This is a genomic window from Desulfocicer niacini (assembly GCF_054657595.1).
The window spans coordinates 154,927-179,122 of sequence record NZ_BAAHYK010000002.1; the positions used below are offsets into that span (position 1 = coordinate 154,927).

Here is a 24,196-nt window from a genome sequence, read left to right on the forward strand (position 1 = left end):
TTCAACAAGTTATGAGAACTTATAACTCTTAAGTTTCACATAAAAACCGTTCCTAAAATGGAATTTTCATTGAAAAAATCATTACAGAGGTTGAAGGGGATGTGGGGGAGGATTCCAGGGAAACTTCAGGGATATAAGGTGAATTAAAGTGCTCAATAGCATTCAGGCCTTTCCGGGTTTGTGAACGATTGTATTTATGGGCACTGGATATGGATCCATAGATGTTGCCTCCGTAAAAACCCGATGCCACCACACTGATAATCCCCCCAAGGATATTATTGCCATGATCAAAAGATTCGTGGGCGGCAAGAATTAATCCTGTATTAATGACAAGGGCTGCAAGGGCATCGCGATATCGCTCACAATAGGCAAACCCGGCCCCGGGCACAAGGGCTGCCGTTCCTGCCACCCAGGGGGATTTTGTATCGTTATTAAGAATGGTTTCAACGGCCTGTCTTATTTCCCGGGCATGGAAAATGCTTTCCCCTGCCATGGACATACCCGAAAGAAAAGCCTCTGTCCGCTCCAGGGCCCCGGGCTCCATGTCAGCGGCCCGATCCAGGTAGATCCACGCCAGGGCTGACAATGCCCGATCTTTTACCCGGGGCACATCGCTTGCATTAAGCAAATCCCGCAATACCCGCTCTGCCCCCCCCGGCCTTCCCTGGGCAAGCAGGGTCCGGCTTAACATGAAAAACGAATCAATGTTCCTTGCTGATCCCACATAGGGAAATCGCTGGGATTGGAATATGGCACGGGCCTCATCCCACTTTTCAAGATGAAACAAAGACATACCAAGATAAAATTGCGCATCGGGTATCCGTGGATCTGAGGGAAAGAAATGAAGAAATCGTTTCCATTCCACCATGGCGGTTTCATTGCTGCCGTTCCTGTGGCACTCAAGGGCATATTCATACTGCATGTCTGATGTGATGGTCAGGCCATCAGCAAAACAAACATTGGCAAGCATCAATCCGACGACACACACGCTCACAGCTAAGACTGAACCTTTAAACACCATGAAATCACTCTTAATGGGATATGTTTTTTTATATGAAAAAGAAGGTACTGGGTTTTGGGTACTGGGTGTTAACCGTAACTACTTTTCCATTATTCGTTGTGGCAATTGCTTAATGACATGCGGGTTTATATGAAAAGGCAACCTTCAAGTTTACCTCACCAGAGCCGCCCCCCGACGGGCAATAGGAACCGGCCAATTGAGCCGTCTACGGTTCCGGGCCGGGCCCATTGCCCGTCGGGGGGCGGCGGCATAATGCCCTTTTCATCCTTCGTTGCGGACAGGCCGGATCCAGAATACGGTCTGCCTGTGGCAGTTATATTAAAATGTCGACGTATTATGGGATTACACGCGATAATTCCGTATTAATTTCAGGGATACCACCAGAAATCATTGTCTTCCAGGGTATCCACTGTCAAAATTCGGTTGCCGGATCTTATATGGGATGAAAGACGGGTTTCATCCCGACCACACCGAATCAAACGATCACAGGACATAATCCAGCCCAGGAAAAAACCATGTTTTTTAAAGGCCCGGGCCGCGTAGGAAGAGCAGGACGGGGACATGCCACAACGATCACCATCAGTGGCGGAAATAACGGTTTTATAAAAACTCAGAAAATTTCCGCCATGTGCGGTTTCTTCGGATTCCGGTGCACCAGATGATGCCCGGGCAGGGCCTGAACCTGCCAGGAAAAGTATCATCAAGATTAAATAAAATTGTTTAATTGATTGAGCCATACCCTGCTCTCTAATCCTGGGTAACACGCATCACCTCTTCCACCGTTGTAACCCCTTCAAGCAATTTTTCCAGGCCACACTGCCGCAGCGTGGTCATGCCCTGTTCCATGGCCGTGGCCTTGATGGCATTGGCATCCGAAGTAGATAGAATCACCAGCTTCAAATCATCATTGACTTCCATAATTTCAAATATGACCTGGCGACCACTATAACCGGTGTTAAAACACTCCGGACATCCCACGGCCCGGTAAACCGTTCTGCCCACCAGATCAATGTCATCCATGTGAAGCGCCTTTATATCATCTGACCCCAGCGCATAGGCTTCACGGCACCCTGGGCACAGGGTTCTGACCAGTCGCTGGGCAATCACCGCCTTCACCGAAGAGGTGATAAGATAAGGCTCCACCCCCAGATCCACCAGGCGGGTGACGGCACTGGGGGCATCATTGGTGTGCAGGGTGGAAAAGACCAGATGCCCCGTCAATGCAGATTGGATAGCCACCTGGGAGGTTTCAAGGTCTCTGATTTCCCCCACAAGGATTACGTCCGGGTCCTGGCGCACAATGGATCTTAAGCCCTTGGCAAAGGTTACCCCGATTTTGCGGTTCACCTGGATCTGGCCGATGCCCTTAAGCTTATATTCCACAGGGTCTTCAATGGTGATGATGTTTTTATCCGGGGAGTTGATGACACTCAACGCCGCATACAGGGTAGTGGTCTTGCCACTGCCCGTGGGCCCTGTCACCAGTACAATACCATTATTCAGGCGGATGAGTTTATTAAGGGTTTTATAATGATCCGGTGAAATGCCAAACTGGGAGAGCTCCAACAATGCCCGGGATTTATTGAGAAGTCGCAGCACCAGACGTTCACCAAAAGAGGTGGGTACTGTGGATACCCGGATATCAATCTCCTGATCACCGATGCGCACATCCAGCCGCCCATCCTGGGGAACCCGTTTTTCGGCTATGTTCATGTCAGCCATAACCTTGATGCGGGAAACAAGAGAGGACTGTATCCACCGGGGAGGGGAAAGCATGTCATACAATATACCGTCAATGCGGTATCGCACCTTGATACTGTCCTGGAAGGGTTCAATGTGAATGTCACTGGCCCTGGCCTTCACCGACTGGGAAATCATGTGGTTTACCAGCTTGATCACCGGGGCATCACTGGTGTCGTCCAGAAGATCGGTGGTTTCTTCTATCTCCTGGATAATGCTGGAACCGTTGAAGGTCATGTCTTCCACAAGCTGGCGGGCGCTATCGGTTTCCTGATCGTACAAGGTGTTAATGGCGGACAAAATTTCGTGTCTGGTACACAGCTCTGCCTGGTAGGTATCATGCCCCAAAAGCCTCGCCATGTCATCGGCCACCGGCAAATGAACCGGATCATTCATGACCATGTGCAGGGCATCCTTTTCTCCCTTCAGGGGCACCATGCAGTGGCCCTTTAAAAATTGAATGGGCACCCGGGAGATAAAGGTCTGGGGCATCCGTCCGGGCACCGGATTGTGTACAAGGGGCATGGCATAAATTTCACCCATGATTTTTAACACCGTGTGTTCCGGCAAAGACTTTGATTCCAGCAGAGCCTGGACAAATCCATCCCTGTTGTCTTCATAAATCGTCATTATTTTTGCATGATCGGACGCAGAAAAACTAGTCTGGGCAGACACCATTTCCATAAACCGCTTGATCATAACTGAGAGTCTCTCCCCTCGTTATAAAGTTTCACATCCCCTTTCTTGATGATATCGATTTCCTCTTTTTTTTCATCATAAATTTCCTTTGCCTCCAGGGGATTTTTTACCACCCGGGGGGTAAGAAATACATATAGATTGGTGCGGTCTTCACCGTTTGAGACGGTTTTAAACAGATATCCCAGCCCGGGAATCCCCCCCAGACAAGGAACACTGTACTCCGACCGGGAAAGACTTTCATCGATGAGGCCTCCAATAACAATGGTGTGCCCATCTTCCACAATCAGGGTGGTGTCAATCTGCCGCTTCAGGGTGGTGGGGCGATCATTGCCCTCCTCATTGACATTGTCAAGTTTGGTCACCTCCTGGTACACATCCAGACGGACCAAGCGGTCCTTGCTTATCTGGGGGGTGATTTTCAGTGTAATACCAACATCTTTGTATTCATAAGAGCTGTAGGTATCCGTGGCATTGTCCGCCGCCGACCGGGTCTGGTAGGGCACATTCTTTCCGATGGTTAACGTGGCCTCTTCATTGTCCGTGGTCAGTACCTGGGGGGTGGAAAGAATATGTACATTGGAATCATTCTGATAGGCCTGGATCACAGCGCCCAGTGAGGGAAAGGTCAGCCCACCTATGGAGAGTTGCTTGCCCATGACCCCCACGGAAAATCCCGACGGCAGGGTTCCTTTGGATGTAATGATGTTGTTAAAATTTGAATAACCGTTCCCACTGGAGCCTGCAAAGATGACCCCTTGATCATTTTCAATACCCTCTCCCACCCGCCATTCGGTGCCCAGGTTCAGGCCGCTGTTGACATTCACTTCCATGATCAGGCACTCAATGTACACCATGGCCCGGGGGATATCGAGCTTGGCAATGACCTCCTCCAGCACGGGGTAATCTTCTTTTTCCGCCATGATGATCAAGCTGTTAGTGGCCGGATCCGCCGTGATTCTGGCCGATTGGGAGACAATGGGGGCAAGCTTCTTCCCTTCGGTCTGTTTGCTTTTATCCGAGGGAATCTCCTGGAGTACCTTGGCCAAATCTTCTGCATTGGCATGTTCCAGGTAATACACCCGGATCTTTTCATCCCCCCGGGGAACCTTTTTATCCAGCAGGGCCACCAGCTGTTTCACCCGATCAGTCTCCACTTCACTTGCAAGGAGCACGACGGAATTGGTTCTTTCATCGGCCACAAATTTCACCACCATATCCGGATCGGTTTTACCTTTCTCCCCCCTGCTCCGTGCCGTGAAAATACCGGTGAGGTTTTTCACAAGTTTTGATGCATCGGCATGTTCCACCGGAATCACTGAAATCTGTTTCCCAATGCCCATGACATCCACGGCATAAATTATTTTCAGCAATCGCTCAATATTGGACATACTGTCGGTGATGATCAAGGTATTGGTATCACTATAGGAAAGAATGACACTGCCCTTGGACACAAGGGGGGTCAACAGGCGTTTAATTTCACCGGCATCGGCAAATTTTAAGGGGAAAATCCGGGTGACCAGACGATCCCCGCCAGATTCTCCGAACCGCACGTTGCCGGTATCAATGTTCTGGGATCTGGCATCCGGCGAGGGCATGATTTTAATCACACTGCCCGCCTTCACCGTTGAAAAACCGTTGATATCAAGGACCGACTCAAACACCCGGTAAGCTTCCTGGACAGATATCTTGGAGGGAGAAATAATGGTAATATTTCCCTTGACCCGGCGGTCCACAATAAAATTCTTCCCGGTGAGTTCACTGATAAACTTTATGAACACATTGATGTCCACATCATTGAAATCAATGGAGATTAATTTATCCGTGGCATCCGCTCCCGAAGGAGAGGCACAGTACCCCGCATCTACCTTGGCAAACATCAGACCCAGGCACATTGTCACCATGACCAAGAGCCCCGGCAATGTTTTTTTTCTACTCCACATGATATTGAATCTCCTTTGTCCGGCCCCGTCGTTTAATCTGCACATTCACATCCGATGAGTCTTTGAGTTGTTCATAAAAGGTCAGGGCATCATCCACACTTTCAATCTCCCTGCCGTCAACGCCCATGATAATATCACCGTTCTTCAAGCCCATGGTTTGAAAAAGGGAATCTTTTTTAATGCCGTACAATAACAGACCATCGGGCTTACCCCGGGAAAAATGGGGTCTCACCCGGACATCCCCCATGAGTTTATTGATATTACCCAGGGCCTCGTCCACCAAGGAACGGCTCAGGGAGGTTTTTTCTCCTGGTTCTTCCGCCATGGCCTGGGAGGGGGGGAGGAAGGTCGGGGAAGGGGAAAGGTCAGATCCTTTGGCCGCGCCCATTAGCAATACCTCATCACGTCCCTTATAGTGCAGAATCACCTTCTCCCGCAACACTGCCTTTATCTGGGCATCCTGAACCATGTCTCCCTTCTGGTAACGTTTCTGTTCTTTTTTACGTCCCTCTTCAATAATGGCAAAGGCACCCTGGGGCTCCAGTATAATGGTACCCAGCAATGTCAGGTCAAGACTGGTTTTTTCAAGGGTTTCCACCGAAGGTGTTTCAGATTCCGATGCTGTGGAAGTGGTTTCTTCGTTCAGGGCCGTCTTGAAAAGATTACGTTGTTCAATGACGGCATAATGTTGCCGGGATGGTTGTTTTATCTGTGTTGTTCTTTCTGAAACCCTGGAAGAGCTGTCAAGGCTGACAGGAACCATGGGGGACACCTGCCTGTCATTGAACTGTGAATACAGTATTTTTACTCCCAGAAACGACAGCAGGGTCAACAACACCAGATGGATCAGCACAAAACCTTTTTTCATAATGACACCCCAGGTGTTGCCAGGGTTCCCTTGATTTTAAAGGGAAGCCCCTTGCCCTTGAATTGACCTAAAAGCCCGGAGATCATGGGGGGCAAGGTTTTAAAGGCCGCAAGATAACCGGCATCGGGCTGCAGCCTTCCTTTGAGATCAAGGCGGCTTTTTGACACCGGTGTGGCAAGATCCACCCGGCCGGTGAGATCAATGGTCATTTCAGGGCCGGTGCCCCGGCACCCGAGGATTTCCACACGGTTATCCTGGAGCCGGTATGTTATTTTAACTGTGGAAAAATTCACTCCGGGCATGCCCAGGGCCGACAGCATGCCATTGTCTATATCAACGGAACAATTGGAAATATTTATTTCCCCGGTGCCACCGGGAGCTCTGTCTGGATTCCGGGAAAAGGTAAATTGCCCCCCGGCAATACAGGACACCGTAACAGCCCCCTGGGAATTGCCATAATGTAATTGTTCCAAGGCAAGATCCTTAAACACGGCATCCACAACAAAAGTTGTCAACATCTGCTTTAGTCCCTGAGCCAGGGAAGTTTTAATTTTGCCGGAGGCCGTTCCCTGGTAAAGGTTCGTTTCAAAAAAAATTTCCGGGGCGCCATCAAATACAGTGAAAAGCGACGGTTTAAGGCGAAACTGATCCAGCAATAGCTGTCCCCCATCCGAAAAAGAGAACTCAATGCCCCTTCCCCCCACGCCCAGGGGTGGATACAGTTCCAGCCGATCCATGGAGATGCTCACCGGTGCCAGGTATGGGTACAGAATGTTGGATACCCGTACCGCAAGTTTGTCACCTGGAAACAGAAAATATAAAAAAAACACAAAGGCAATAAGTGCATATAAAGTATAATAAAATACGATTTTTTTCCCCATCACACGCCATCCTGTGCAACCAGGACCCAGGCATCCACCACGGCATCCAGCAGCTGATTGTCTTTTCCAGTTTTTGTCAGGGATACCCCGGAGATATGAACCCCCTTGCCGGCGGTTTCAATGAAATAAAGAAAATCCATGAACTCCTTTAAATAAAGGGATTCCAGTTTAAGCTTCACCATGGAGATGGTGTAGGCCCCCTTGCCCTGGGTGCGGGAATCGGGTTTCATGTGCACAATTTTTTCCTTGACACCGCTTTTCCGGGCCAGTTGATCCAGAAAAGAGAACAGGGTAAACCCTTTTTCACGGCGTATCCCGGTGTTCATCTCCCGGGACGCATCCAGGCCCATACCTTTATATATTCCCTGCATTTCCGCCATCTCCAGCAATATCTTTTTACTGGCAATCACTCTTTGTTCCAGGCGCTGTTTTTCCGCCATGGCCGGAAATAAAATGCCCTTGAATACAAAAAAAATCACCAGAAAAATACAACCCAGCAAAATAATGGTCTTTTCCCGTGTGGAAAGTCGATTCATGACCTTTTCTCCCTGGGTTGGGACGCCTTATCATCCGGGTTTACGGTCTGAAAAATAAATTTAAACCGGATACGACTGTCGGTCTTGTCCGCAGCCGCATTGCTGATTTTCACATCCGTAAACCATGGGGAAGATTCAATGGCGGTTTTCATTTTATCCACACTGTCATAGGTATCGGTGTTACCAGAAAGAACCATGCGACCATCATTCCACACCAGGCGGGAAATCTCCACATCTATGGTATCTGGAATCCGGCTTGAAAGCCCAAAAAACAGATCCAAAATTCTGGTGTTCCCGTCAAAACGGGTTTCCATGTCCAGGGATTGTCCCGATTTTTCAAGGGCCTGTCGCACCTGAACCTTCATCTGCATGTAAGGGTCCACAATGGTGGTAATGTCTGGAAAGGTTTCTTTGAAAATAAGACGTGCCTGGCGATCCATGGCCGCCGATTGATTTTTAAGATCTCGAATTTCCATATATTCCCCGGCCATTGCCATACAAAAACAGATCAGGAGCAGCAGGGTCATGGTGACCAGCTGTGCCATATATTTCTCAACAAAATAGCTTTGGCCATGGGTGCTTCGACAAAAATCAATACAGGCTGGCTTTCCCATACACCGAACTGCGGCAAAGCCATTGATATATTCAAAAGACATAGACCCGGAAACAGGACTGTCATTTTGAACACCTACGTTTTCCAGGGCAGATGCAACAGGTGCTGCATCTGCACAGACCACGGGAACGGCCAGGGCATTTTCCAGATGCGTTTCCAACGCCTCCTGCCGTGAGTCACACCAGATGAGATGACATGCCAAAACAGGCACATCAATACCCAGGCGCTGTTGAAACACCATGACAGTTCGCCCCACATCCCCTGCTGTAAAACTGACATCATCTGACCTTGCAATGGAGCGCAGCCAGACAATGACCCCATCCAGTACCCCGTTGACCACCAGGCAATGGGGGTAAACCGCCACCATGAGATAAAATCCTCCGGGCGGCAGGGTATCAAGGAAAAAATGGGCAGCAAGGTAGCCGGCCGGTGACATCATAACAGGTTTTATCCCCTGTTTTTCCAGGGATGTGCAAAAAACATCCACCAGGGAACTGGAAAGGGATGCAGTAAAAAAGGTGTGATTTCCCGGGGAGGAAACCCCTGTGTATACAAAATCACTGACATGGGCTTCGTCAGTTATGGGGAGCATGGCATTAAGCTCCATGGGAAGTACCTGGCGAATTTTCCGCCGGGACCGAAAGGGTAGTTCCATGTGTCGATGGGATATCATGGATGCAGGAACGGCCACCACAGCCCGGGAACAACGGCTTATATTTATTTTTTTTCCAAGGCGCTCCAGAATCTCGTCCATGGAAAACCCATGACAGGCGGAATCTTCTGCATCTTTGTCCGGGAAGGTATCAAAATAAAGGGTCACGGCATCCACCACCACAAGGCCCTTCACCGAGGGCTTGAGCACCAGGGCGGATGCCGTCCGGAACATCGCCACAGAACCCCCGCCTGCAGGATCAGACACACCCTTCTTTACCGGCATGAAACATTGATGGCGCACAGGCTCTTTTATTTCCAGCGCAAGCAAATGATCTTTCATGGTCTATTTATCCGAAAGTTCCAGAAGTCTGCAGATCCATGTACCGGTTTTTTCATCTTTTTCCCTTTTGATAATGCCGGTAAGCGTAATGGTGTGGCCATGGACGGCGGCAACGGCCGTGGCCCTGAACAGATGGCTGGAGTAAGTTACAATATTATCAAACGATTGTTTTTCTTCCCCCGACAACTGTATAACCTGTTCATACCACCCCTTGTCAAGGGCATTTATAAATCCGTCTCTGCCTGGTTCCTTTTCCAGCCGGAACTCCCCAAGGGCCGTGGCCTGATCTTCCATACCAGATGGAAGCATAGCGGAAAGCACTTCCAGCCCTGCGGTGTTGATATTAATTTTGCCGGGAAAGGAAAACCGCCCCCCTTCCCCAGTGATGTCGGACATGCCATGCACGGTAAACACCTGTGACAGCTCCGGCATAACATCCTCCACGGCATCGTCACCAAGGTCATTGTTTCCCCATTGAAGGAAATTTTCTGAAATCCCTTTGATTTGATACAGTTCATCAAGGGTGGTCAGGGGACCATTGACGCAGTACACCGAAGGCTGCAGACTTTCATAGTAATCGGCTTCCGCCCCGGACACCCCGGTGACGGCGTCATCATCTCCTGAGTCCAACCAGTCCTTCAGGGAATTGATAATTTCAGCGGGGTCCCGGTCATCCTGGGATTTATCCCCGGAAATAATCAGGTCCAGCAAACGCTCCCATAATAATCGTTGATCTTCGTTAAAGGCGTTGCCGGGATAGGCATCAAGCAGGGCATTGATCTGAATTTTTCCCAACTCATCTGTTATGGAAAGGGTCAGGTTTTCACCTGGCATTTCCAGGGCCGCCACGGCCTTTGCCAGTTTTTCCGGACCGGCCCAGTCCTCCTGCAAAGAATCTATTTCATTTTTCTGGGCATCTGCGGCAAGAATGCCCATGGCCAGCTGAATACCGGACCAGGCACTCTCCCGGGCCTGGAAAATATCCACTGTCGCACCTGACCGGGCAGCTGCCTTGCCGGCCCGTCGCCCCACTTCCAGGGCCGCTGTGGTGAGAATAGAAATCAGGGCCAGGGTCATAAAAAGGGCCACACCTCGATTATTTTCCATATTATTCCAAAGGTTTCCTTCTTATAGGCAGAAGAATAGATGTCATGAGCGTCTCCCCTGTCTGGCTGTCTTCCTCCCGGACATGGGGACCTTTAAAGCGTATCAACACCTTCATGCTGGACGGAGTGGCCCGGTCAAAGGCCTCGGCATCGGAATCCCAATGGATAAAGGTCTCTCCGTCACTGTCAAAAAAGGTTAACTCAAAGGCATTGATATCTCTTACCAGCACAGGATCACAGTCGTTTTCAGCATCCTCCGTCCAGGGAAAAACGTTTTCGGACCGGCACAGATCAACCCCACCGGTATCATTGGATCTGGCATAATAGATGACTTGCACCAATTGATCTTGTTCTTTTCCACGGGCGGTCAACAAACCCCTGGAAACAAAGCGCACCCGGGAAAAGGTTTCTCCCCCCACAGTCTTGCTGTCCCCCACCAGACGAAAGGGATCCGGGTTGGAGCGGGTATCGGGCTTTATATATGAAGGGGGTAAAGAAAGATGAAGATACATGAGATCCCGGGACAAAATCCCCAGCGGCGGCCCCATGGCTTCATCCCGGGAAATAGCTGTCCGGATATGATCCGAAGACATGACAAAGGCCTTGAAAGAAGACAATACCGTTGTCATTAAAATGGCAAAAATCACAACGGCCACCAGGATTTCCATGAGGGTAAATCCCCGTTGCGCGCTGGTTTCCATATTAGTCAAGCCGGGCCGCGCCTTTGGAGTTGGCCCCCTGACACTGCAATCATAAGCCATTGTCATCATAGGCCCAGGTTCGCACAGTAAAGATCTGCCGTTCTCCCAGAAAAATAGTCAAATCGATGCGCTTCATTTTTTCAGCCTGTTTTTCAGAGATCATGTTTTCATCAAACACCGGCATTTCCCCCATGGTGCTTTCCCAGGTATAGCCGGGAAAATCATCACCGAAATCCCCTCGGTCGTCGCCAGCATCCGTCATATCCATACGAATTTCTGTTATTTTTTTCCGGGCAAGACTTGTGGCCACGGCGTTGAATTGTATTTTTTCCGCCAGTCGAATGGTGGAGGCATGCATGCGAAACAATGACACCAGCACAATGGAAATGATGGTAATGCTGACCATGATTTCAAGCAGGGTAAACCCTTCCTGTTTTTTACGCATCCGATTTAAAGCGAATTCAAGCACAGCAGTCCCTTTATTGATGCTTCATCATAACGCTGAACATAAGAGAAGCGCCACGCCAGGTTAAAGGATGAATTTGGATAAAACAGAACAGAACCTGTGCCGGTTGGAGCTATTCCCCACAGAAAACACGGCCGTCCAGAAGCTGGGGCCGGGGAAGAAACGGCTCAACCACCACTGTGAAATCCACATCGTTGTCCCTGATATGAACAAATGCCTGATCACAATATCCATCCCCACTGAACCTTATGGCTGTGTCCCCTGCCACCGTTTCCTGGTTTCGGGCACTTACCGGCATTTTCACATCCTCAAGTATACAATCCTCTGAAAAAACAATCATGGGCTCATTTTCCAACCCATATTCTTTTTCTCCGGCCGTTTCTGATTCCTCACCGATCAATCCTGGAGCCGTCACCCATACCTTTCCCGTTGCAGGGTCCAGGTGGAGCAGACAGTCTTGTCCGGTTTCAATGGCACGGGATTTCAATTGTTCAACCAGGAGCATCAGCTTACCTGTGGACGTCATGGATACACCAAAGGGATGAAAGGCATCAAAGCGTGGCAGGGTAAAAAAAAGAACCATCCCCATCATGGCCATCACAGTTACCAGTTCAATAAGGGTAAAGCCCCTGTCTTTTAAAGTCACTCAATTTCCCAGCTGTTGATATCCATATCTTTATCCACGCCTCCTGGGGCGCCATCAGCACCGTAGGAGATGATATCATAGTCTCCGTTTACCCCCGGGGAAAGATAAAGATATTCCCGCCCCCAGGGATCTTTGGGGACCTTGCCCTTTTCAAGGTATCCACCCGTGACCCATTTCACCGGTACCGGTTCGCTTTCCGGTCTTTCCACCAGGGCCAGAAGTCCCTGTTCCGTGGTGGGGTAATTCCCGTTATCCAGACGGTACAGCTTCAGCCCTGTCTCCATGGCTACAATGTCGGTCCGGGCCTTTACCTGCTTTGCCTCATCGGTGCGGCCCATGAGTTTCGGTACGATCATTCCGGCCAAAATCCCCAGAATCACCACCACCACCATGAGTTCTATCAAGGTAAAACCCTTGTTATTTTTAACTGTCATTTGTCTTTTCCTTGGAATATCGTGCCTATTTTTTCTAACTCTCGTTTTATGTAAACATCTTTCTTTCTGAGAAGGTGATGTTGTAGCCGTTAATTTTTTTTACAATTACCAACGATTTGGCATGGAGTTTATCCTTTTATAGTAAAAGGTAGTCTTTCCGACCATCAAGGTCAAGGATAAAAAATGCAGGGGAAACGATATAAGAATATTGCTTGAGAATAGGGTGAAAATTTGATTTTCTACAAAATTAAAAAGGCTTGGAAATTTCTTTCCAAGCCTTTTTAATTACTGCATATTGTATTGGAGGCGGCTTCCGGATTTGAACCGGAGAATAACGGCTTTGCAGGCCGTCGCCTTACCACTTGGCCAAGCCGCCTTGTCTGACATTTAATGGAGCGGGAAACGGGATTTGAACCCGCGACTTCGACCTTGGCAAGGTCGCACTCTACCACTGAGTTATTCCCGCTCAGTTAAGACAAGAGGTTTTATATAAGGTTCCCCCCCATCTGTCAACCTTAATTTTAGAATAAGATCATTTTTTATTAAACCTATGGAATCCTCTCTCCGGGATCTTACTTGCTCTCTTTTTTATTCCAGTCGGCCATAAAGGACTCAATGCCCTTGTCGGTCATGTGGTGAGAAGCAAGGGCTTTTAACACTTTATGGGGAATGGTGGCAATATCCGCCCCTAAAAGAGCGGAGTTAAGCACATGCAGGGGATTTCTGACGCTTGCCACAATGATCTCGGTTGTGTAACCGTAGTTGCTGTAAATGTCCACAATTTCCTCAATGAGGTTCATGCCGTCCTGGGACAGATCATCCAGACGTCCCACAAAGGGGCTTGCGTATGTGGCACCGGCCTTGGCTGCCATCAAGGCCTGGAGGGCAGAAAAGATAAGGGTGACATTGGTTTTAATGCCCTCATCGGAAAGGGTTCTTACGGCTTTAAGGCCTTCAATGGTCATGGGAATCTTCACCACGATATTATCGGCAATGGTGGCAAGCTCCCTTGCTTCTGAAACCATGCCATCATAGTCCAGGCTGATCACCTCGGCACTCACCGGGCCATCCACAACGGAACAGATTTCCTTGATGATATCCTTGAACTCACCTGCTTCCCTGGCAATGAGGGAGGGGTTTGTGGTAACACCATCCACCATGCCCATGCTGTTGGCGTCTTTGATCTCTTCTATATTGGCGGTATCTATAAAAAACTTCATCTTATACTCTCCATTTCTTTGTGGGGGCCTGATTCTAACTTCGATCACCCGGGTCAATTGGTGGTAAAAGTTAGAATCAGGCACATTTTTTTATGGGTCATCACGGATTTGTGTAAAATTTCATAATTTCCAATGCGCCCACACTGAAAATTACGAATCACAATCTGTCTAAATCACACAAATCCACAAAGGCCCTTTTTTGTAAGGGTTCACCCGTTGGGGTGGATTATTGCAGGGGTGCATGCGGCCCCTTTTTATAGAACAAAACATTCTGGCCATCTTCTTTTAATTCATCCAGAAGGTTTTGTGCCGTCCGGTTCAGCACCGGGTGAACAATTGCGGCATCTATATCACAAAGGGGCTTTAATACAAAGCGCCTTTTGTGCATCCGGGGATGGGGTAGAATAACGGTGTCATGGTGCATCACCAAATTATCATAAAACACAATGTCCAGATCAATGAGACGAGGACCGAAACGAAACGCTTTTTCAAACTGTCCCAAGGCCTGTTCAATGCCTTTAAGATAGGCCATTAATTCAACCGGGGCAAGGAGGGTGGAAATTTTGACCATGCCGTTGACAAACCAGTCCTGGTCGGTGTAGTCCACAGGATCGGTCTGGTAAAAGTGCGACACCGCCTTGACAGTGGTATGGCTCAGATGATTCAGTCGTTCAATTCCCTTGAGGCAGTTATCATACTTATCCCCCAGATTGGAGCCAATGGAGATAAAAGCCGACGATTGTTTATCCATGACAGCATTTTCTTTCATTATATTTTTTTTGGCTTTAATGAATCATTCAAAATCAAAGGATAGAGTTTCGGAATACTCACTGAAAACAGCATTGCCTTTCACCGTCCGCAGTCGATAAAAATATCGATATCCCCTTTCAAGGGACTCTCCATGACCAACGGAGGTGACCGGCAGTTCAGCCCTTTTTTTAAATGTCAGGGGGCATTCCAGGCAAGCGTCTTCCGTAAGCGCCCTGGCGGCCCTGTAAACCTCAACAGCCATGTCAATTGCCCCGGGCTTTTTCTGTAGTTCAGGATCAAGTTTCCATTGAAGTGTCACCTTATCTGCTGTCAACTGGTAGGTCAACTGGATGGGTACCGGTGGTATGAAGGACAATGGTGGTAATGGGGGGGCTTTTTTACCACATCCCATGCTTCCTGTCAGGATCAACAGCACCATAACCGCCATGACCACAAATTTTATCCTATACTGCATATATCTTTCCTTGTTTCCCAACCAAGCCTATTGATTGGGTTTCGGAGAAAATTCAGGTAAATATTCGACCAGCACCCCATCTTCACCTATCTGGACCAGCTTACAACATCGGGTATCCTCAAACGCAATTCATACAGTTTGAGTTCACCTGTTTAAATATTCACGAGCCTTTTCCACAGCCAGCTTCACATTGTCATAGCTGGTTCCCCCGTGGGTGACCCGGCGGGAAATCATCTGTTCCGTTGAAAGAAAGTCAAAAATATCCCCTTCAATGAGCTGGGAAAAGGTCTTGAAATCGTCAAGGGTCAGCTGGTGCAGTTCTTTTTCTCTGCCAAGGGCAAAGGCCACGGCTTTTCCTGACACCGAATGGGCTTCCCTGAAGGGCATGCCCCGGACCACCAGATAATCGGCCAGGTCTGTGGCATTCAAAAATCCGTTTTCTGCGGCATTTCGCATGGCAGGGGCATTCACGGCAATGTTTGGCAGCATGCGGGTGTAAATATCCACACAGGCCTTCAGGGTATTTACCGTATCAAAAAGCGGCTCCTTGTCTTCCTGCATATCCCGGTTATAGGCCAAGGGCAGGGATTTCATCAGGGTAATCATGGCCATGAGATTGCCCACCACCCGGCCGGTTTTGCCCCGGACCAGCTCTGCCACATCGGGGTTTTTCTTCTGGGGCATGATGCTGGAACCGGTGGTAAAGGCATCAGAGATGGTGACAAAGGCAAATTCAGACGAAGACCACAGCACCAGTTCTTCGGAAAATCGGGACAGATGCACCATGCAGATGGTGGCATGGGAGATGAACTCCATGGCAAAATCCCGGTCGGACACCGAATCCATGCTGTTATCGGACACCTTTGCAAACCCTAAGAGTTCCCTTGTATATTCCCGATTCAGTGGAAAGGTGGTGCCAGCCAGGGCAGCACTTCCCAAGGGCATGACATCAGTGCGTTTCAAAGAATCTTCAAAACGCTCAAAGTCACGCTTGAACATCTCGTAATAGGCCATGAGATGATGGGCAAACAGCACTGGCTGGGCCCGCTGCAGGTGGGTGTAACCCGGCATCACCACATCCAGATTCTCATGGGCTTTTTCCACCAGGACCTTTTGAAGGGCAAGAAGCCCCTCCATGATGGCATAGGTTTCGGCCTTCAGATACATCCTGACATCCAGGGCAACTTGATCATTTCGGCTTCTTCCCGTGTGAAGCTTGCGGGCCACCGGCCCCACTTCATCGCCCAGTGCACTTTCTATGTGCATGTGGATGTCTTCCAGGGTATCTGAAAAATCAAAGGCATTATCCTTGATCTTTCTTCGCACCGATTCCAGGCCCCGGGCCAGGACATCCGCTTCTTCTTCCGTGATCATGGATTGATGGGCCATCATCTTGAGATGGGCGATGCTGCCGTCAATGTCGTAATTATAAAGCTCCCGGTCCACATCAATGGAGGCGGTGAACTTTTCCACCAGCTTGTCTGTACTCTGGGAAAATCTGCCGTCCCATGGTTTTTTTGCCATTTTTTCGGTCCTGGTTTGAACATCCTTTAAAAAAACTTTACACTTCTCCGGAAAAACGTCCATTAAATACAAAATAAAGCCAGAAAAATGTAAAGCACTAAATAAATCATACAATTATTTTTATTGCAGATTATGCCTTGTTGCGTCGATCCCGGGCCAGCTTGCGAATTCTCAAACGCAGGGCATTGAGCCTGATAAATCCTTCGGCATCCTTCTGGGAGTAGACATCATCATCTTCAAAGGTGGCAAAGGACTCATCATAGAGACTGAACTCAGATTCCCTTCCCAGCACATGGCATCCGCCCTTGTAGAGCTTCAGTCGCACCCGGCCGGATACGTTGATCTGGGTCTCGTCGATCATTTTTTGAAGAAGCTCCATCTCCGGTGAAAACCAGAAACCGTTGTAAATCAGCTCGGCATATTTAGGAATCAAAGAGTCCCGCAGATGGGCCACTTCCCGGTCCAAGGTGATGGACTCCATGTTCATGTGTGCCAGGCGCAACAGAGTACCACCGGGGGTTTCGTACACGCCGCGGGATTTCATACCCACAAACCGGTTTTCCACCAGATCTATGCGACCAATACCGTTGCGGCCGCCCAGGGTGTTGAGCGTCTTGAGCATGGTGGCCGGGGACATCTCCTCTCCGTTGATGGCCACGGGATCACCATTTTTAAATGTGATATCAATAATCTCAGGCATATCCGGAGCATCTTCGGGGCGAATAGACATGGTGTACATGTCATCGGTGGCCTGGGCCCAGGGATCTTCCAGCACACCGCCCTCGTAACTGATATGGAGCATGTTGCGGTCGGTGCTGTAGGGTTTCTTGGGGGTCTGGGGCACTTCAATGCCATGCTCTTTAGCAAAGGCCATGAGCCGGGTCCGGGAGGTGAGATCCCAGTCCCGCCAGGGCGCAATGATTTTAATGGCCGGATCAATGGCCAGGTATCCAAGCTCAAAACGGACCTGATCATTGCCCTTGCCCGTGGCACCGTGGCTTACAGCATCGGCCCCTTCTTTATGGGCAATTTCGATCTGACGTTTGGCAATCAAAGGCCTTGCAATGGAGGTACCCAACAGATACTGTCCCTCGTATATGGCATTGGCCCGGAACGCGGGAAAAACATAATCCCTTACAAACTCCTCCCGGAGATCTTCCACATAGGCTTTTACAGCACCGGTTTTGAGGGCCTTGGCTTCAAGGCCGTCCAACTCTTCTTCCTGACCTAAATCTGCGGTTAGGGTCACCACTTCACACTTGTAGGTCTCAATGAGCCACTTCAATATCACCGAGGTATCAAGCCCCCCGGAATAGGCAAGAACCACTTTTTTTATATCAGACACGTTATTTCTCCTTAACGGGTTTTAAGAATCAAAGTCTCAAGAATCGCTTTATGCATATGGCGTTTATTTTCCGCCTGGTCCCAGAACACAGCACCCGGGGCTTCCAGCACATCTTCGGCAATCTCCTCACCCCTATGGGCGGGCAGGCAATGCAGCACGGTAACATCCTTGGCGGCATGGGAAAGAAGTTGTTTATTTACCTGGAATCCTTTAAAGGCGATCTCCCGCTTTTTCTGCTCTTCTTCCTGGCCCATGCTGGCCCAGACATCGGTGTAAACGACATCGGCATCCTTCACCGCCCCCACGGGATCATGGGTGAACACAATTTTTTCACCGCCCCTGGCAAGAGCTGCAGCCTTAACCTCTTCGGGAATTCCATATCCTTCAGGGGTGACCACCACCAAATCCAGATCCAGAACAGCCGCGGCATTAACCCAGGAATTGGCCACATTATTGCCATCCCCCACCCACACAATTTTCTGCCCGTCATAACCGCCTTTGATTTCAATGATGGTCATGAGATCGCTCAAAATCTGACAGGGATGAAAAGAATCTGTCAATGCATTGATCACCGGAATACTTGCAGAAGCGGCAAATTCGGCCACAAGGGAGTGATCAAAGGTGCGCATGGCCAGGGCATCCACATACCGGGACAACACCCGGGCCGTATCACAGGCCGGTTCATTGCGGGATATCTGGGTATCTTGGGTGCTCATGTAAATGGGGGTTCCCCCCAGCTGAATCATGGCGGTTTCAAAGGCCACCCGGGTACGGGTGGATTTTTTATCAAATATCAATCCCAGGCTTTTCCCGATCAGGGGGCGATCGGCAATGCCCTGGTCAAACCGTTTTTTAAGCTGCAAGGCCCTGTCAAACAGATGGGTAAAATCATCTTTTTCCAGATCAAGCAACGACAGTATATCTTTTTTCAAATCCAAATCTCCTTATGCCAGAAGGCTGTCCAGCACTGCCACCAGCGCGTCTATTTCTTCATTGCTGATAATAAGGGGCGGTGCAAAGCGTAAAATATTACCCTGAATGGCATTAATAATAAAGCCTTTTTTCAGACAATCTTCAACAATTTTACCGGCTTCCCCGTCAATTTCCATGCCCACCAGCAGACCTTCCCCCCTCACGGCTTTGATACAGGGGTGGGTGCCCTTAAGGGCGGAAAGCTGTTTTTTAAAGTATTCCCCCTTTTCCACCACATCCTGGAGAAATTCCGGCCGGGAAATAATGGAAAACACGGTTAGGGCCGCCGCAGCCACCAGGGGGGTACCGCCGAATGTGGTTGCATGACTGCCCAGGGCAAACCCAGTGGCAGCCTCTTTTGTGGCCAGCATGGCCCCCATGGGAAGTCCATTGGCAAGGGCCTTGGCAAGGGTCATGATATCAGGAGTAACCCCGTAAATTTCATGGGCAAACAACCGCCCGCAGCGTCCCATACCCGTCTGGACCTCGTCAAAGATAAGCAGCACACCTTCCCGGTCACACAGGTCCCGTACTGCCTTGATGTATTCGGGAATGGCCGGGATTACTCCGCCTTCTCCCTGAATGGGTTCCATCATGACTGCACACACGGTGTCGTCCATGGCAGCCCTTAAAGCATCCATATCATTAAAGGCAATGTGTACAAATCCCTCCACCAGGGGGGAAAAGCCGTCTTTGATCTTGTCCTGGCCCGTGGCGGACAGGGTGGCCATGGTCCGGCCATGGAAGGACCGGGTCATGGAGATGATTTTGACCCGCTCCGGCTGGCCCTTTTCTTTAAAATATCGCCTGGCAAGCTTTATGGCGGCCTCATTGGCCTCGGCCCCGGAATTGGCAAAAAAAGCCCGGTCGGCAAAAGAGTAGGTCACCAGTTTTTCGGCAAGATCCGCCTGGGGCGCGGTGTAATATAAATTGGATACATGGGTGAGGGTGGCCGCCTGCTTTGCCACTGTTGCAGCCACCTCGGGGTGACTGTGCCCCAGACTGCACACGGCAATACCAGCAAGAAAATCGGTATAGGTATTGCCTTCTTCATCCCACAGGGTTGCGCCCTGGCCTTTGACAAACACCTTCTGGATTCGACCATAGGTGTTAAATACATATTTATCTGTTTTTTCTTTTGTATTCAAAATTTCACCTTATTTTCAACCTGTTTTTAAAAACGTTATCCTTGCCCTTGGGGATGCTGGATATTAGGTACTGGGTGCTTGTGATTCGGATATTTTCGTGTCGTTGGCATGGCCCAAGTATCAGTTTCTGTTATTATTTTTTTCCTATCACCTGGGTGCCGATGCCGGAATCGGTAAAAAGCTCCAGCAGCAGGGCATGGGATCTTGTACCGTTGATGATGTGAGCCTTTTGCACCCCATGATCCAGGGCCTCCAAGGCACACTCCATCTTGGGTATCATGCCGCCCTTGATGTTACCACTTTTAATCATGCCATGAATGGAGTCGGCATCGGCGGAGGACACCAGCTTGCCTGACTCATCCAGAAGTCCGTCCACATCGGTGAGCAGGATGAGACGTTCGGCATTGAGGGCCGAGGCGATTTTGGCCGCCACCAGATCGGCATTGATATTATACGTTTCACCCTTTACACCAATGCCCACCGGTGCAATCACCGGGATAAATCCCTGGTCGGTGAGGGTATGAATGATGTGAGGATTAATCCGGGACACCGTGCCCACCATGCCGGGATCAATGATTTCCGGGGGATTATCGCCCTCCCCTTCCTGGTAGATGGTCATCTTTTCAGCGGTGATCAGGCCGCCGTCCTTACCGGTGAGCCCCACGGTGCTGCCGCCTTTTCGGTTAATGCGGGCCACGATTTCCTTGTTGACCTTGCCTCCGAGCACCATCTCCACCACATCCATGGTTTCTCCGTCGGTATAACGCATCCCCCTTACAAAACTGGAGGTAATACCCATGGCATCAAGGACCTTATTAATCTGGGGGCCACCGCCATGAACCACCACGGGATTAAGGCCAATGTATTTCAACAGGGTGATGTCACTTGCAAAATCTTCTTTAAGTTTTTCATCCACCATGGCATGCCCGCCATATTTCACCACAATGGTTTTCCGGGAAAACTGCCGGATATAGGGAAGTGCCTCTATGAGTATGTCTGCCACATTCATGTCTGTCATAATATATACCTGCTCAAATCCTCATCTTCCACGATGTTTTTCAATTGTGCATCCACAAAGGATGCATCCACCACAACGGTTTTGTCTTTCAGATCCGGGGCTTCAAACAATACATTTTCAAGCAGTTTTTCCATAAGGGTATGCAGACGTCTGGCACCTATGTTCTCTGTATTGGTATTTACCTCCACGGCAATGGCGGCAATGCGTTTTATGGCATCATCGGTGAACTCCAGAGCTATCCCTTCGGTGCGAAGCAGTGCAATGTATTGAAGTACCAGGGCATTTCTGGGTTCGGTCAATATCCGTTCAAATTCCGTCTGCCCCAGATTGTCAAGCTCCACCCGGATGGGAAAACGACCCTGGAGTTCAGGGATGAGGTCCGAGGGTTTTGACATATGAAAAGCCCCCGAGGCAATGAACAGAATATGATCGGTCTTTACGGTACCATACTTGGTGGGCACGGAACTGCCCTCCACAATGGGAAGCAAATCCCGCTGAACCCCTTCCTTGGACACATCCGGGCCATGGCCCTTTTCCTTACCTGCAATCTTGTCAATTTCATCAAGAAAGATGATGCCGGACTGCTCCACCATTTCTATGGCTTCACCCACCACCTTTTCCATGTCCACCAGATGGGCGGCCTCCTCCTGGCACAGGATTTTCATGGCCTCAGACACTTTGATCTTGCGTCGTTTGGTGTTCTTTGGCATGATACTTCCCAGCACATCCTTGAAGTTAATGCCCATCTCCTCCATGCCGGTGTTGCTGAAAATCTCCACCATGGGGGTGTTTTTTCCCTGGACTTCCATATCCACCATGCGGTCATCAAGCTTGCCTGACCTGAGCATCTTCCGAAGCTTTTCCCGGGTGGAAGACTTGGGCACAACACCGGCATCCACGATGTCAATGCGATTGCCTTCCCCGGCCACTTCCACGTCTGAACCACCACCGGGAGCCGAAGCAGAAGCATTTCCACTGGGAAGTAGAATATCCAAAAGGCGTTCCTCGGCAATGCCTGCAGCTTTTTCCTTCACTGCTTCCTGTTGCCGACCCTTAAGATTATTAATGGTCAACTCCACCAGGTCCCGCACCATGGATTCCACATCCCGGCCCACATACCCCACTTCGGTGAACTTGGATGCCTCCACCTTGTAAAAAGGAGAGTCGGTGAGATCTGCCAGACGTCTGGCAATCTCTGTTTTTCCCACCCCGGTGGCCCCGATGAGTATAATATTTTTGGGAGCAATTTCATCTCTTAGATCATCGGCCACCTGCCGCCTGCGCCAACGGTTTCTAAGGGCAATGGCCACGGATTTTTTGGCGTTTTTCTGGCCAATGATATATCTGTCCAGGCGCTGGACAATCTCTTTGGGTTTTAAATCCCGAATCATATTTTTTGTATCCTATATGGTTTCAACGGTGATGTTGTTATTGGTATAAATGCAGAGAGAAGCAGCAATGGCCATGGCCTCTTCAACGATTTTCACCGGGTCAAGGTCGGTGTGCTGCATCAATGCCTGGGCTGCTGCCTGGGCGCCGGTACTGCCGGAACCAATGCTTATCACCCCGTGGTCCGGCTCAATGACATCACCATTGCCGGACAGCAGATAGGTGCAGTCTTTGTCTGCGGCAATCATCATGGCCTCCAGCCGTCTTAAATATTTATCGGTGCGCCATTCCCTTGCCAGCTCAACGGCACTTCTGGTGAGATTGCCATTGAACCGTTCCAGCTTCTGTTCCAATTTTTCCGACAGGTGCAGGGCATCGGCAGTTGCACCGGCAAACCCGGTGATGATGGCATCATTATATATACGCCGGACCTTTCTGGCCTTGTGTTTGGTTATGGTGGTACCAAGGGTTACCTGGCCATCACCGGCCACCACCACCTGGCCTTTATGGCGAAGGGCAAGGATTGTTGTTCCGTGAAATACATCACTCATATTTTTTCTCCCGGTCTGAAACGGTCAGACCCCTCATCGTTTCATATAAAAAAGTAAACATGGGCAAGAATATAAGCCCTTGGACTGAAGATGCAAGCATTATTTCAGACGGAATTGATCACAACAACGTTCAATGAAGAGAGAAAGGAAGCCCTAACGTCGGGGGTGAGCCTTGTCATACACCTGCATGAGTCGATCCATGGTGACATGGGTGTAAATCTGGGTGGTGGAAAGGCTGGCGTGCCCCAGGATTTCCTGGATGCCCCGCAGGTCGGCTCCGGCATCAAGCATGTGAGTGGCAAAGGAATGGCGCAGAGTATGAGGGCTAACCGGCAAATAAAGCCTGCAGTCGGCCACGATCTTGTTTAAAATCTTGCGCATGGAATCATCTGAAAGGCGCTTATTATTTTTCAGGTTCAAAAACAGCGGCACATGGGGAAGATCAAGCCCCTGTCGGTAAAAAAGAATGGCGGAAAGTGCCCGCTGGCCCACCGGAACAATACGCTGTTTATTGCCCTTGCCCGTCACTTTGAGGCATCTTCGTTCCATATCAACATCTGTAAAATCAAGCCCCTGCATTTCCGATACCCGGATTCCCGTGGAATAAAAGGTCTCAAATATGGCGGCATTGCGTCGACCGGAAAGGGTACTTGTTTTTATGGAATCCAACAGTTTAAAGATATCGTCCACGGTTAGAAAATCGGGGATTTTACGGGCCACTTTGGGATAGGGCACGGCCTCTGCGGGGTTGAAGCGCAGATGTTGATCCATGACAAGAAACCTAAAAAAGGATTTAATGGCGGCAAGCTTTCTGGCCACGGATCTTTTCTGGATCCCTGTTTTGGCAAGAAACACAAGGTATTCCCGGATCAAAGCGGCTTTTTTCTGCTCTGCCTGGTTTAAAAAATCGGCATCGGACAAAATTTCTGATCCGGTGCCCTGGGCACAGAAACCCATAAAATCGGCCAAATCACGTTCATAGGCCTTTATGGTGTGGGGGGAGTATCCTTTTTCTGCGTCCAGTATTTTCAGAAACCGGGTTAACAGCATTTCGACGCACCATCCTTACCACCAAAAATTGGTCGCGAATTCCGACCACTTAAGGGGGCCATTTTTTATGGATATTTTGGGATTAATCGCAACATGGGCCACCAGGAAA

At 49.5% G+C, this 24,196-nt stretch carries 24 protein-coding genes and 2 tRNA genes; all 26 read right to left on the bottom strand.

The annotated features are described in order from the left end of the window. Window positions 1–52: 52 nt before the first annotated feature. The 26 genes from ACYQ2M_RS01730 to ACYQ2M_RS01855 all read right to left on the bottom strand — a co-directional run bounded on the left by ACYQ2M_RS01730 (window position 53) and on the right by ACYQ2M_RS01855 (window position 24,087). On the bottom strand, window positions 53–1,021 hold the full coding sequence (locus ACYQ2M_RS01730) for a tetratricopeptide repeat protein (protein WP_459914581.1): 969 nt from the start codon (window positions 1,019–1,021) through the stop codon (window positions 53–55). A gap of 368 nt (window positions 1,022–1,389) precedes the next feature. Next, window positions 1,390–1,758 carry a membrane protein insertion efficiency factor YidD gene (yidD, locus tag ACYQ2M_RS01735; RefSeq protein WP_459914582.1) on the bottom strand — a complete coding sequence of 123 codons (369 nt, stop codon included), beginning with the start codon at window positions 1,756–1,758 and terminating at the stop codon, window positions 1,390–1,392. A 10-nt stretch (window positions 1,759–1,768) separates the two neighbouring features. Next, window positions 1,769–3,460: a type II secretion system ATPase GspE gene (gene gspE, locus ACYQ2M_RS01740; protein ID WP_459914583.1), complete on the bottom strand. Its 1,692-nt coding sequence runs from the start codon at window positions 3,458–3,460 to the stop codon at window positions 1,769–1,771. Next, window positions 3,457–5,400: a type II secretion system secretin GspD gene (gene gspD / locus ACYQ2M_RS01745; RefSeq protein ID WP_459914584.1), complete on the bottom strand. Its 1,944-nt coding sequence runs from the start codon at window positions 5,398–5,400 to the stop codon at window positions 3,457–3,459. The genes gspE and gspD overlap by 4 nt, the downstream gene beginning before the upstream one ends. Then, window positions 5,390–6,268 carry a type II secretion system protein GspC gene (gene gspC / locus ACYQ2M_RS01750; RefSeq protein ID WP_459914585.1) on the bottom strand — a complete coding sequence of 293 codons (879 nt, stop codon included), beginning with the start codon at window positions 6,266–6,268 and terminating at the stop codon, window positions 5,390–5,392. Before gspC ends, gspD begins: the two co-directional genes overlap by 11 nt. Next, on the bottom strand, window positions 6,265–7,149 hold the full coding sequence (gspN, locus tag ACYQ2M_RS01755) for a type II secretion system protein GspN (protein ID WP_459914586.1): 885 nt from the start codon (window positions 7,147–7,149) through the stop codon (window positions 6,265–6,267). The genes gspC and gspN overlap by 4 nt, the downstream gene beginning before the upstream one ends. After that, entirely contained in the window at window positions 7,149–7,685 is a 537-nt protein-coding gene (locus ACYQ2M_RS01760) for a type II secretion system protein M (protein WP_459914587.1), read from the bottom strand. The genes gspN and ACYQ2M_RS01760 overlap by 1 nt, the downstream gene beginning before the upstream one ends. Next, window positions 7,682–9,292, bottom strand: a complete 1,611-nt coding sequence (locus ACYQ2M_RS01765) for a PilN domain-containing protein (protein WP_459914588.1) — start codon at window positions 9,290–9,292, stop codon at window positions 7,682–7,684. The genes ACYQ2M_RS01760 and ACYQ2M_RS01765 overlap by 4 nt, the downstream gene beginning before the upstream one ends. A 3-nt stretch (window positions 9,293–9,295) precedes the next feature. After that, window positions 9,296–10,399, bottom strand: coding sequence for a type II secretion system minor pseudopilin (locus ACYQ2M_RS01770; RefSeq protein WP_459914589.1), 1,104 nt, complete (start codon window positions 10,397–10,399; stop codon window positions 9,296–9,298). A 1-nt stretch (window position 10,400) separates the two neighbouring features. Then, complete coding sequence (locus tag ACYQ2M_RS01775) at window positions 10,401–11,099, bottom strand: prepilin-type N-terminal cleavage/methylation domain-containing protein (RefSeq protein WP_459914631.1); 699 nt, start codon at window positions 11,097–11,099, stop codon at window positions 10,401–10,403. A 49-nt stretch (window positions 11,100–11,148) separates the two neighbouring features. Further along, window positions 11,149–11,568 carry a type IV pilus modification PilV family protein gene (locus ACYQ2M_RS01780; protein WP_459914590.1) on the bottom strand — a complete coding sequence of 140 codons (420 nt, stop codon included), beginning with the start codon at window positions 11,566–11,568 and terminating at the stop codon, window positions 11,149–11,151. A 109-nt stretch (window positions 11,569–11,677) separates the two neighbouring features. Further along, window positions 11,678–12,211, bottom strand: a complete 534-nt coding sequence (locus tag ACYQ2M_RS01785) for a pilus assembly FimT family protein (RefSeq protein ID WP_459914591.1) — start codon at window positions 12,209–12,211, stop codon at window positions 11,678–11,680. Continuing rightward, window positions 12,208–12,645 carry a type II secretion system major pseudopilin GspG gene (gene gspG / locus ACYQ2M_RS01790; protein WP_459914592.1) on the bottom strand — a complete coding sequence of 146 codons (438 nt, stop codon included), beginning with the start codon at window positions 12,643–12,645 and terminating at the stop codon, window positions 12,208–12,210. The genes ACYQ2M_RS01785 and gspG overlap by 4 nt, the downstream gene beginning before the upstream one ends. A gap of 301 nt (window positions 12,646–12,946) precedes the next feature. Beyond that, window positions 12,947–13,021: transfer RNA gene (locus ACYQ2M_RS01795), tRNA-Cys, on the bottom strand. 15 nt (window positions 13,022–13,036) lie between these two features. Continuing rightward, window positions 13,037–13,111: transfer RNA gene (locus tag ACYQ2M_RS01800), tRNA-Gly, on the bottom strand. A 106-nt stretch (window positions 13,112–13,217) separates the two neighbouring features. Continuing rightward, entirely contained in the window at window positions 13,218–13,865 is a 648-nt protein-coding gene (fsa, locus tag ACYQ2M_RS01805) for a fructose-6-phosphate aldolase (protein WP_459914593.1), read from the bottom strand. A gap of 226 nt (window positions 13,866–14,091) precedes the next feature. Continuing rightward, window positions 14,092–14,616: a 2-amino-4-hydroxy-6-hydroxymethyldihydropteridine diphosphokinase gene (folK, locus tag ACYQ2M_RS01810; protein ID WP_459914594.1), complete on the bottom strand. Its 525-nt coding sequence runs from the start codon at window positions 14,614–14,616 to the stop codon at window positions 14,092–14,094. 42 nt (window positions 14,617–14,658) lie between these two features. Beyond that, the gene (locus tag ACYQ2M_RS01815; protein WP_459914595.1) at window positions 14,659–15,090 is read right to left on the bottom strand and encodes a hypothetical protein; all 432 of its coding nucleotides are present in this window, start codon (window positions 15,088–15,090) and stop codon (window positions 14,659–14,661) included. Window positions 15,091–15,234: 144 nt separating this feature from the next. After that, entirely contained in the window at window positions 15,235–16,614 is a 1,380-nt protein-coding gene (argH, locus tag ACYQ2M_RS01820) for an argininosuccinate lyase (protein WP_459914596.1), read from the bottom strand. Window positions 16,615–16,744: 130 nt separating this feature from the next. After that, complete coding sequence (locus ACYQ2M_RS01825; protein WP_459914597.1) at window positions 16,745–17,959, bottom strand: argininosuccinate synthase; 1,215 nt, start codon at window positions 17,957–17,959, stop codon at window positions 16,745–16,747. Window positions 17,960–17,970: 11 nt separating this feature from the next. Next, window positions 17,971–18,891 carry an ornithine carbamoyltransferase gene (argF, locus tag ACYQ2M_RS01830; protein WP_459914598.1) on the bottom strand — a complete coding sequence of 307 codons (921 nt, stop codon included), beginning with the start codon at window positions 18,889–18,891 and terminating at the stop codon, window positions 17,971–17,973. A gap of 12 nt (window positions 18,892–18,903) precedes the next feature. Next, entirely contained in the window at window positions 18,904–20,079 is a 1,176-nt protein-coding gene (locus tag ACYQ2M_RS01835; protein WP_459914599.1) for an acetylornithine transaminase, read from the bottom strand. Window positions 20,080–20,212: 133 nt separating this feature from the next. Next, entirely contained in the window at window positions 20,213–21,097 is an 885-nt protein-coding gene (argB, locus tag ACYQ2M_RS01840) for an acetylglutamate kinase (protein WP_459914600.1), read from the bottom strand. Continuing rightward, window positions 21,094–22,485 (bottom strand): ATP-dependent protease ATPase subunit HslU, encoded by a 1,392-nt coding sequence (hslU, locus tag ACYQ2M_RS01845; RefSeq protein WP_459914632.1) that lies wholly within the window; start codon window positions 22,483–22,485, stop codon window positions 21,094–21,096. The genes argB and hslU overlap by 4 nt, the downstream gene beginning before the upstream one ends. Before the next feature lie 15 nt (window positions 22,486–22,500). After that, complete coding sequence (gene hslV, locus ACYQ2M_RS01850; protein ID WP_459914601.1) at window positions 22,501–23,037, bottom strand: ATP-dependent protease subunit HslV; 537 nt, start codon at window positions 23,035–23,037, stop codon at window positions 22,501–22,503. Window positions 23,038–23,190: 153 nt separating this feature from the next. After that, complete coding sequence (locus ACYQ2M_RS01855) at window positions 23,191–24,087, bottom strand: tyrosine recombinase XerC (protein ID WP_459914602.1); 897 nt, start codon at window positions 24,085–24,087, stop codon at window positions 23,191–23,193. Between the last annotated feature and the right edge of the window lie 109 nt (window positions 24,088–24,196).

Bases quoted from the DNA above. Each gene is read 5' to 3' on its own strand.
- ACYQ2M_RS01730 (WP_459914581.1), bottom strand. From the start codon at position 1,021: ATGGTGTTTAAAGGTTCAGTCTTAGCTGTGAGCGTGTGTGTCGTCGGA.
- yidD (WP_459914582.1), bottom strand. From the start codon at position 1,758: ATGGCTCAATCAATTAAACAATTTTATTTAATCTTGATGATACTTTTC.
- gspE (WP_459914583.1), bottom strand. From the start codon at position 3,460: ATGATCAAGCGGTTTATGGAAATGGTGTCTGCCCAGACTAGTTTTTCT.
- gspD (WP_459914584.1), bottom strand. From the start codon at position 5,400: ATGTGGAGTAGAAAAAAAACATTGCCGGGGCTCTTGGTCATGGTGACA.
- gspC (WP_459914585.1), bottom strand. From the start codon at position 6,268: ATGAAAAAAGGTTTTGTGCTGATCCATCTGGTGTTGTTGACCCTGCTG.
- gspN (WP_459914586.1), bottom strand. From the start codon at position 7,149: ATGGGGAAAAAAATCGTATTTTATTATACTTTATATGCACTTATTGCC.
- ACYQ2M_RS01760 (WP_459914587.1), bottom strand. From the start codon at position 7,685: ATGAATCGACTTTCCACACGGGAAAAGACCATTATTTTGCTGGGTTGT.
- ACYQ2M_RS01765 (WP_459914588.1), bottom strand. From the start codon at position 9,292: ATGAAAGATCATTTGCTTGCGCTGGAAATAAAAGAGCCTGTGCGCCAT.
- ACYQ2M_RS01770 (WP_459914589.1), bottom strand. From the start codon at position 10,399: ATGGAAAATAATCGAGGTGTGGCCCTTTTTATGACCCTGGCCCTGATT.
- ACYQ2M_RS01775 (WP_459914631.1), bottom strand. From the start codon at position 11,099: ATGGAAACCAGCGCGCAACGGGGATTTACCCTCATGGAAATCCTGGTG.
- gspG (WP_459914592.1), bottom strand. From the start codon at position 12,645: ATGACAGTTAAAAATAACAAGGGTTTTACCTTGATAGAACTCATGGTG.
- fsa (WP_459914593.1), bottom strand. From the start codon at position 13,865: ATGAAGTTTTTTATAGATACCGCCAATATAGAAGAGATCAAAGACGCC.
- folK (WP_459914594.1), bottom strand. From the start codon at position 14,616: ATGGATAAACAATCGTCGGCTTTTATCTCCATTGGCTCCAATCTGGGG.
- ACYQ2M_RS01815 (WP_459914595.1), bottom strand. From the start codon at position 15,090: ATGCAGTATAGGATAAAATTTGTGGTCATGGCGGTTATGGTGCTGTTG.
- argH (WP_459914596.1), bottom strand. From the start codon at position 16,614: ATGGCAAAAAAACCATGGGACGGCAGATTTTCCCAGAGTACAGACAAG.
- argB (WP_459914600.1), bottom strand. From the start codon at position 21,097: ATGACAGACATGAATGTGGCAGACATACTCATAGAGGCACTTCCCTAT.
- hslV (WP_459914601.1), bottom strand. From the start codon at position 23,037: ATGAGTGATGTATTTCACGGAACAACAATCCTTGCCCTTCGCCATAAA.
- ACYQ2M_RS01855 (WP_459914602.1), bottom strand. From the start codon at position 24,087: ATGCTGTTAACCCGGTTTCTGAAAATACTGGACGCAGAAAAAGGATAC.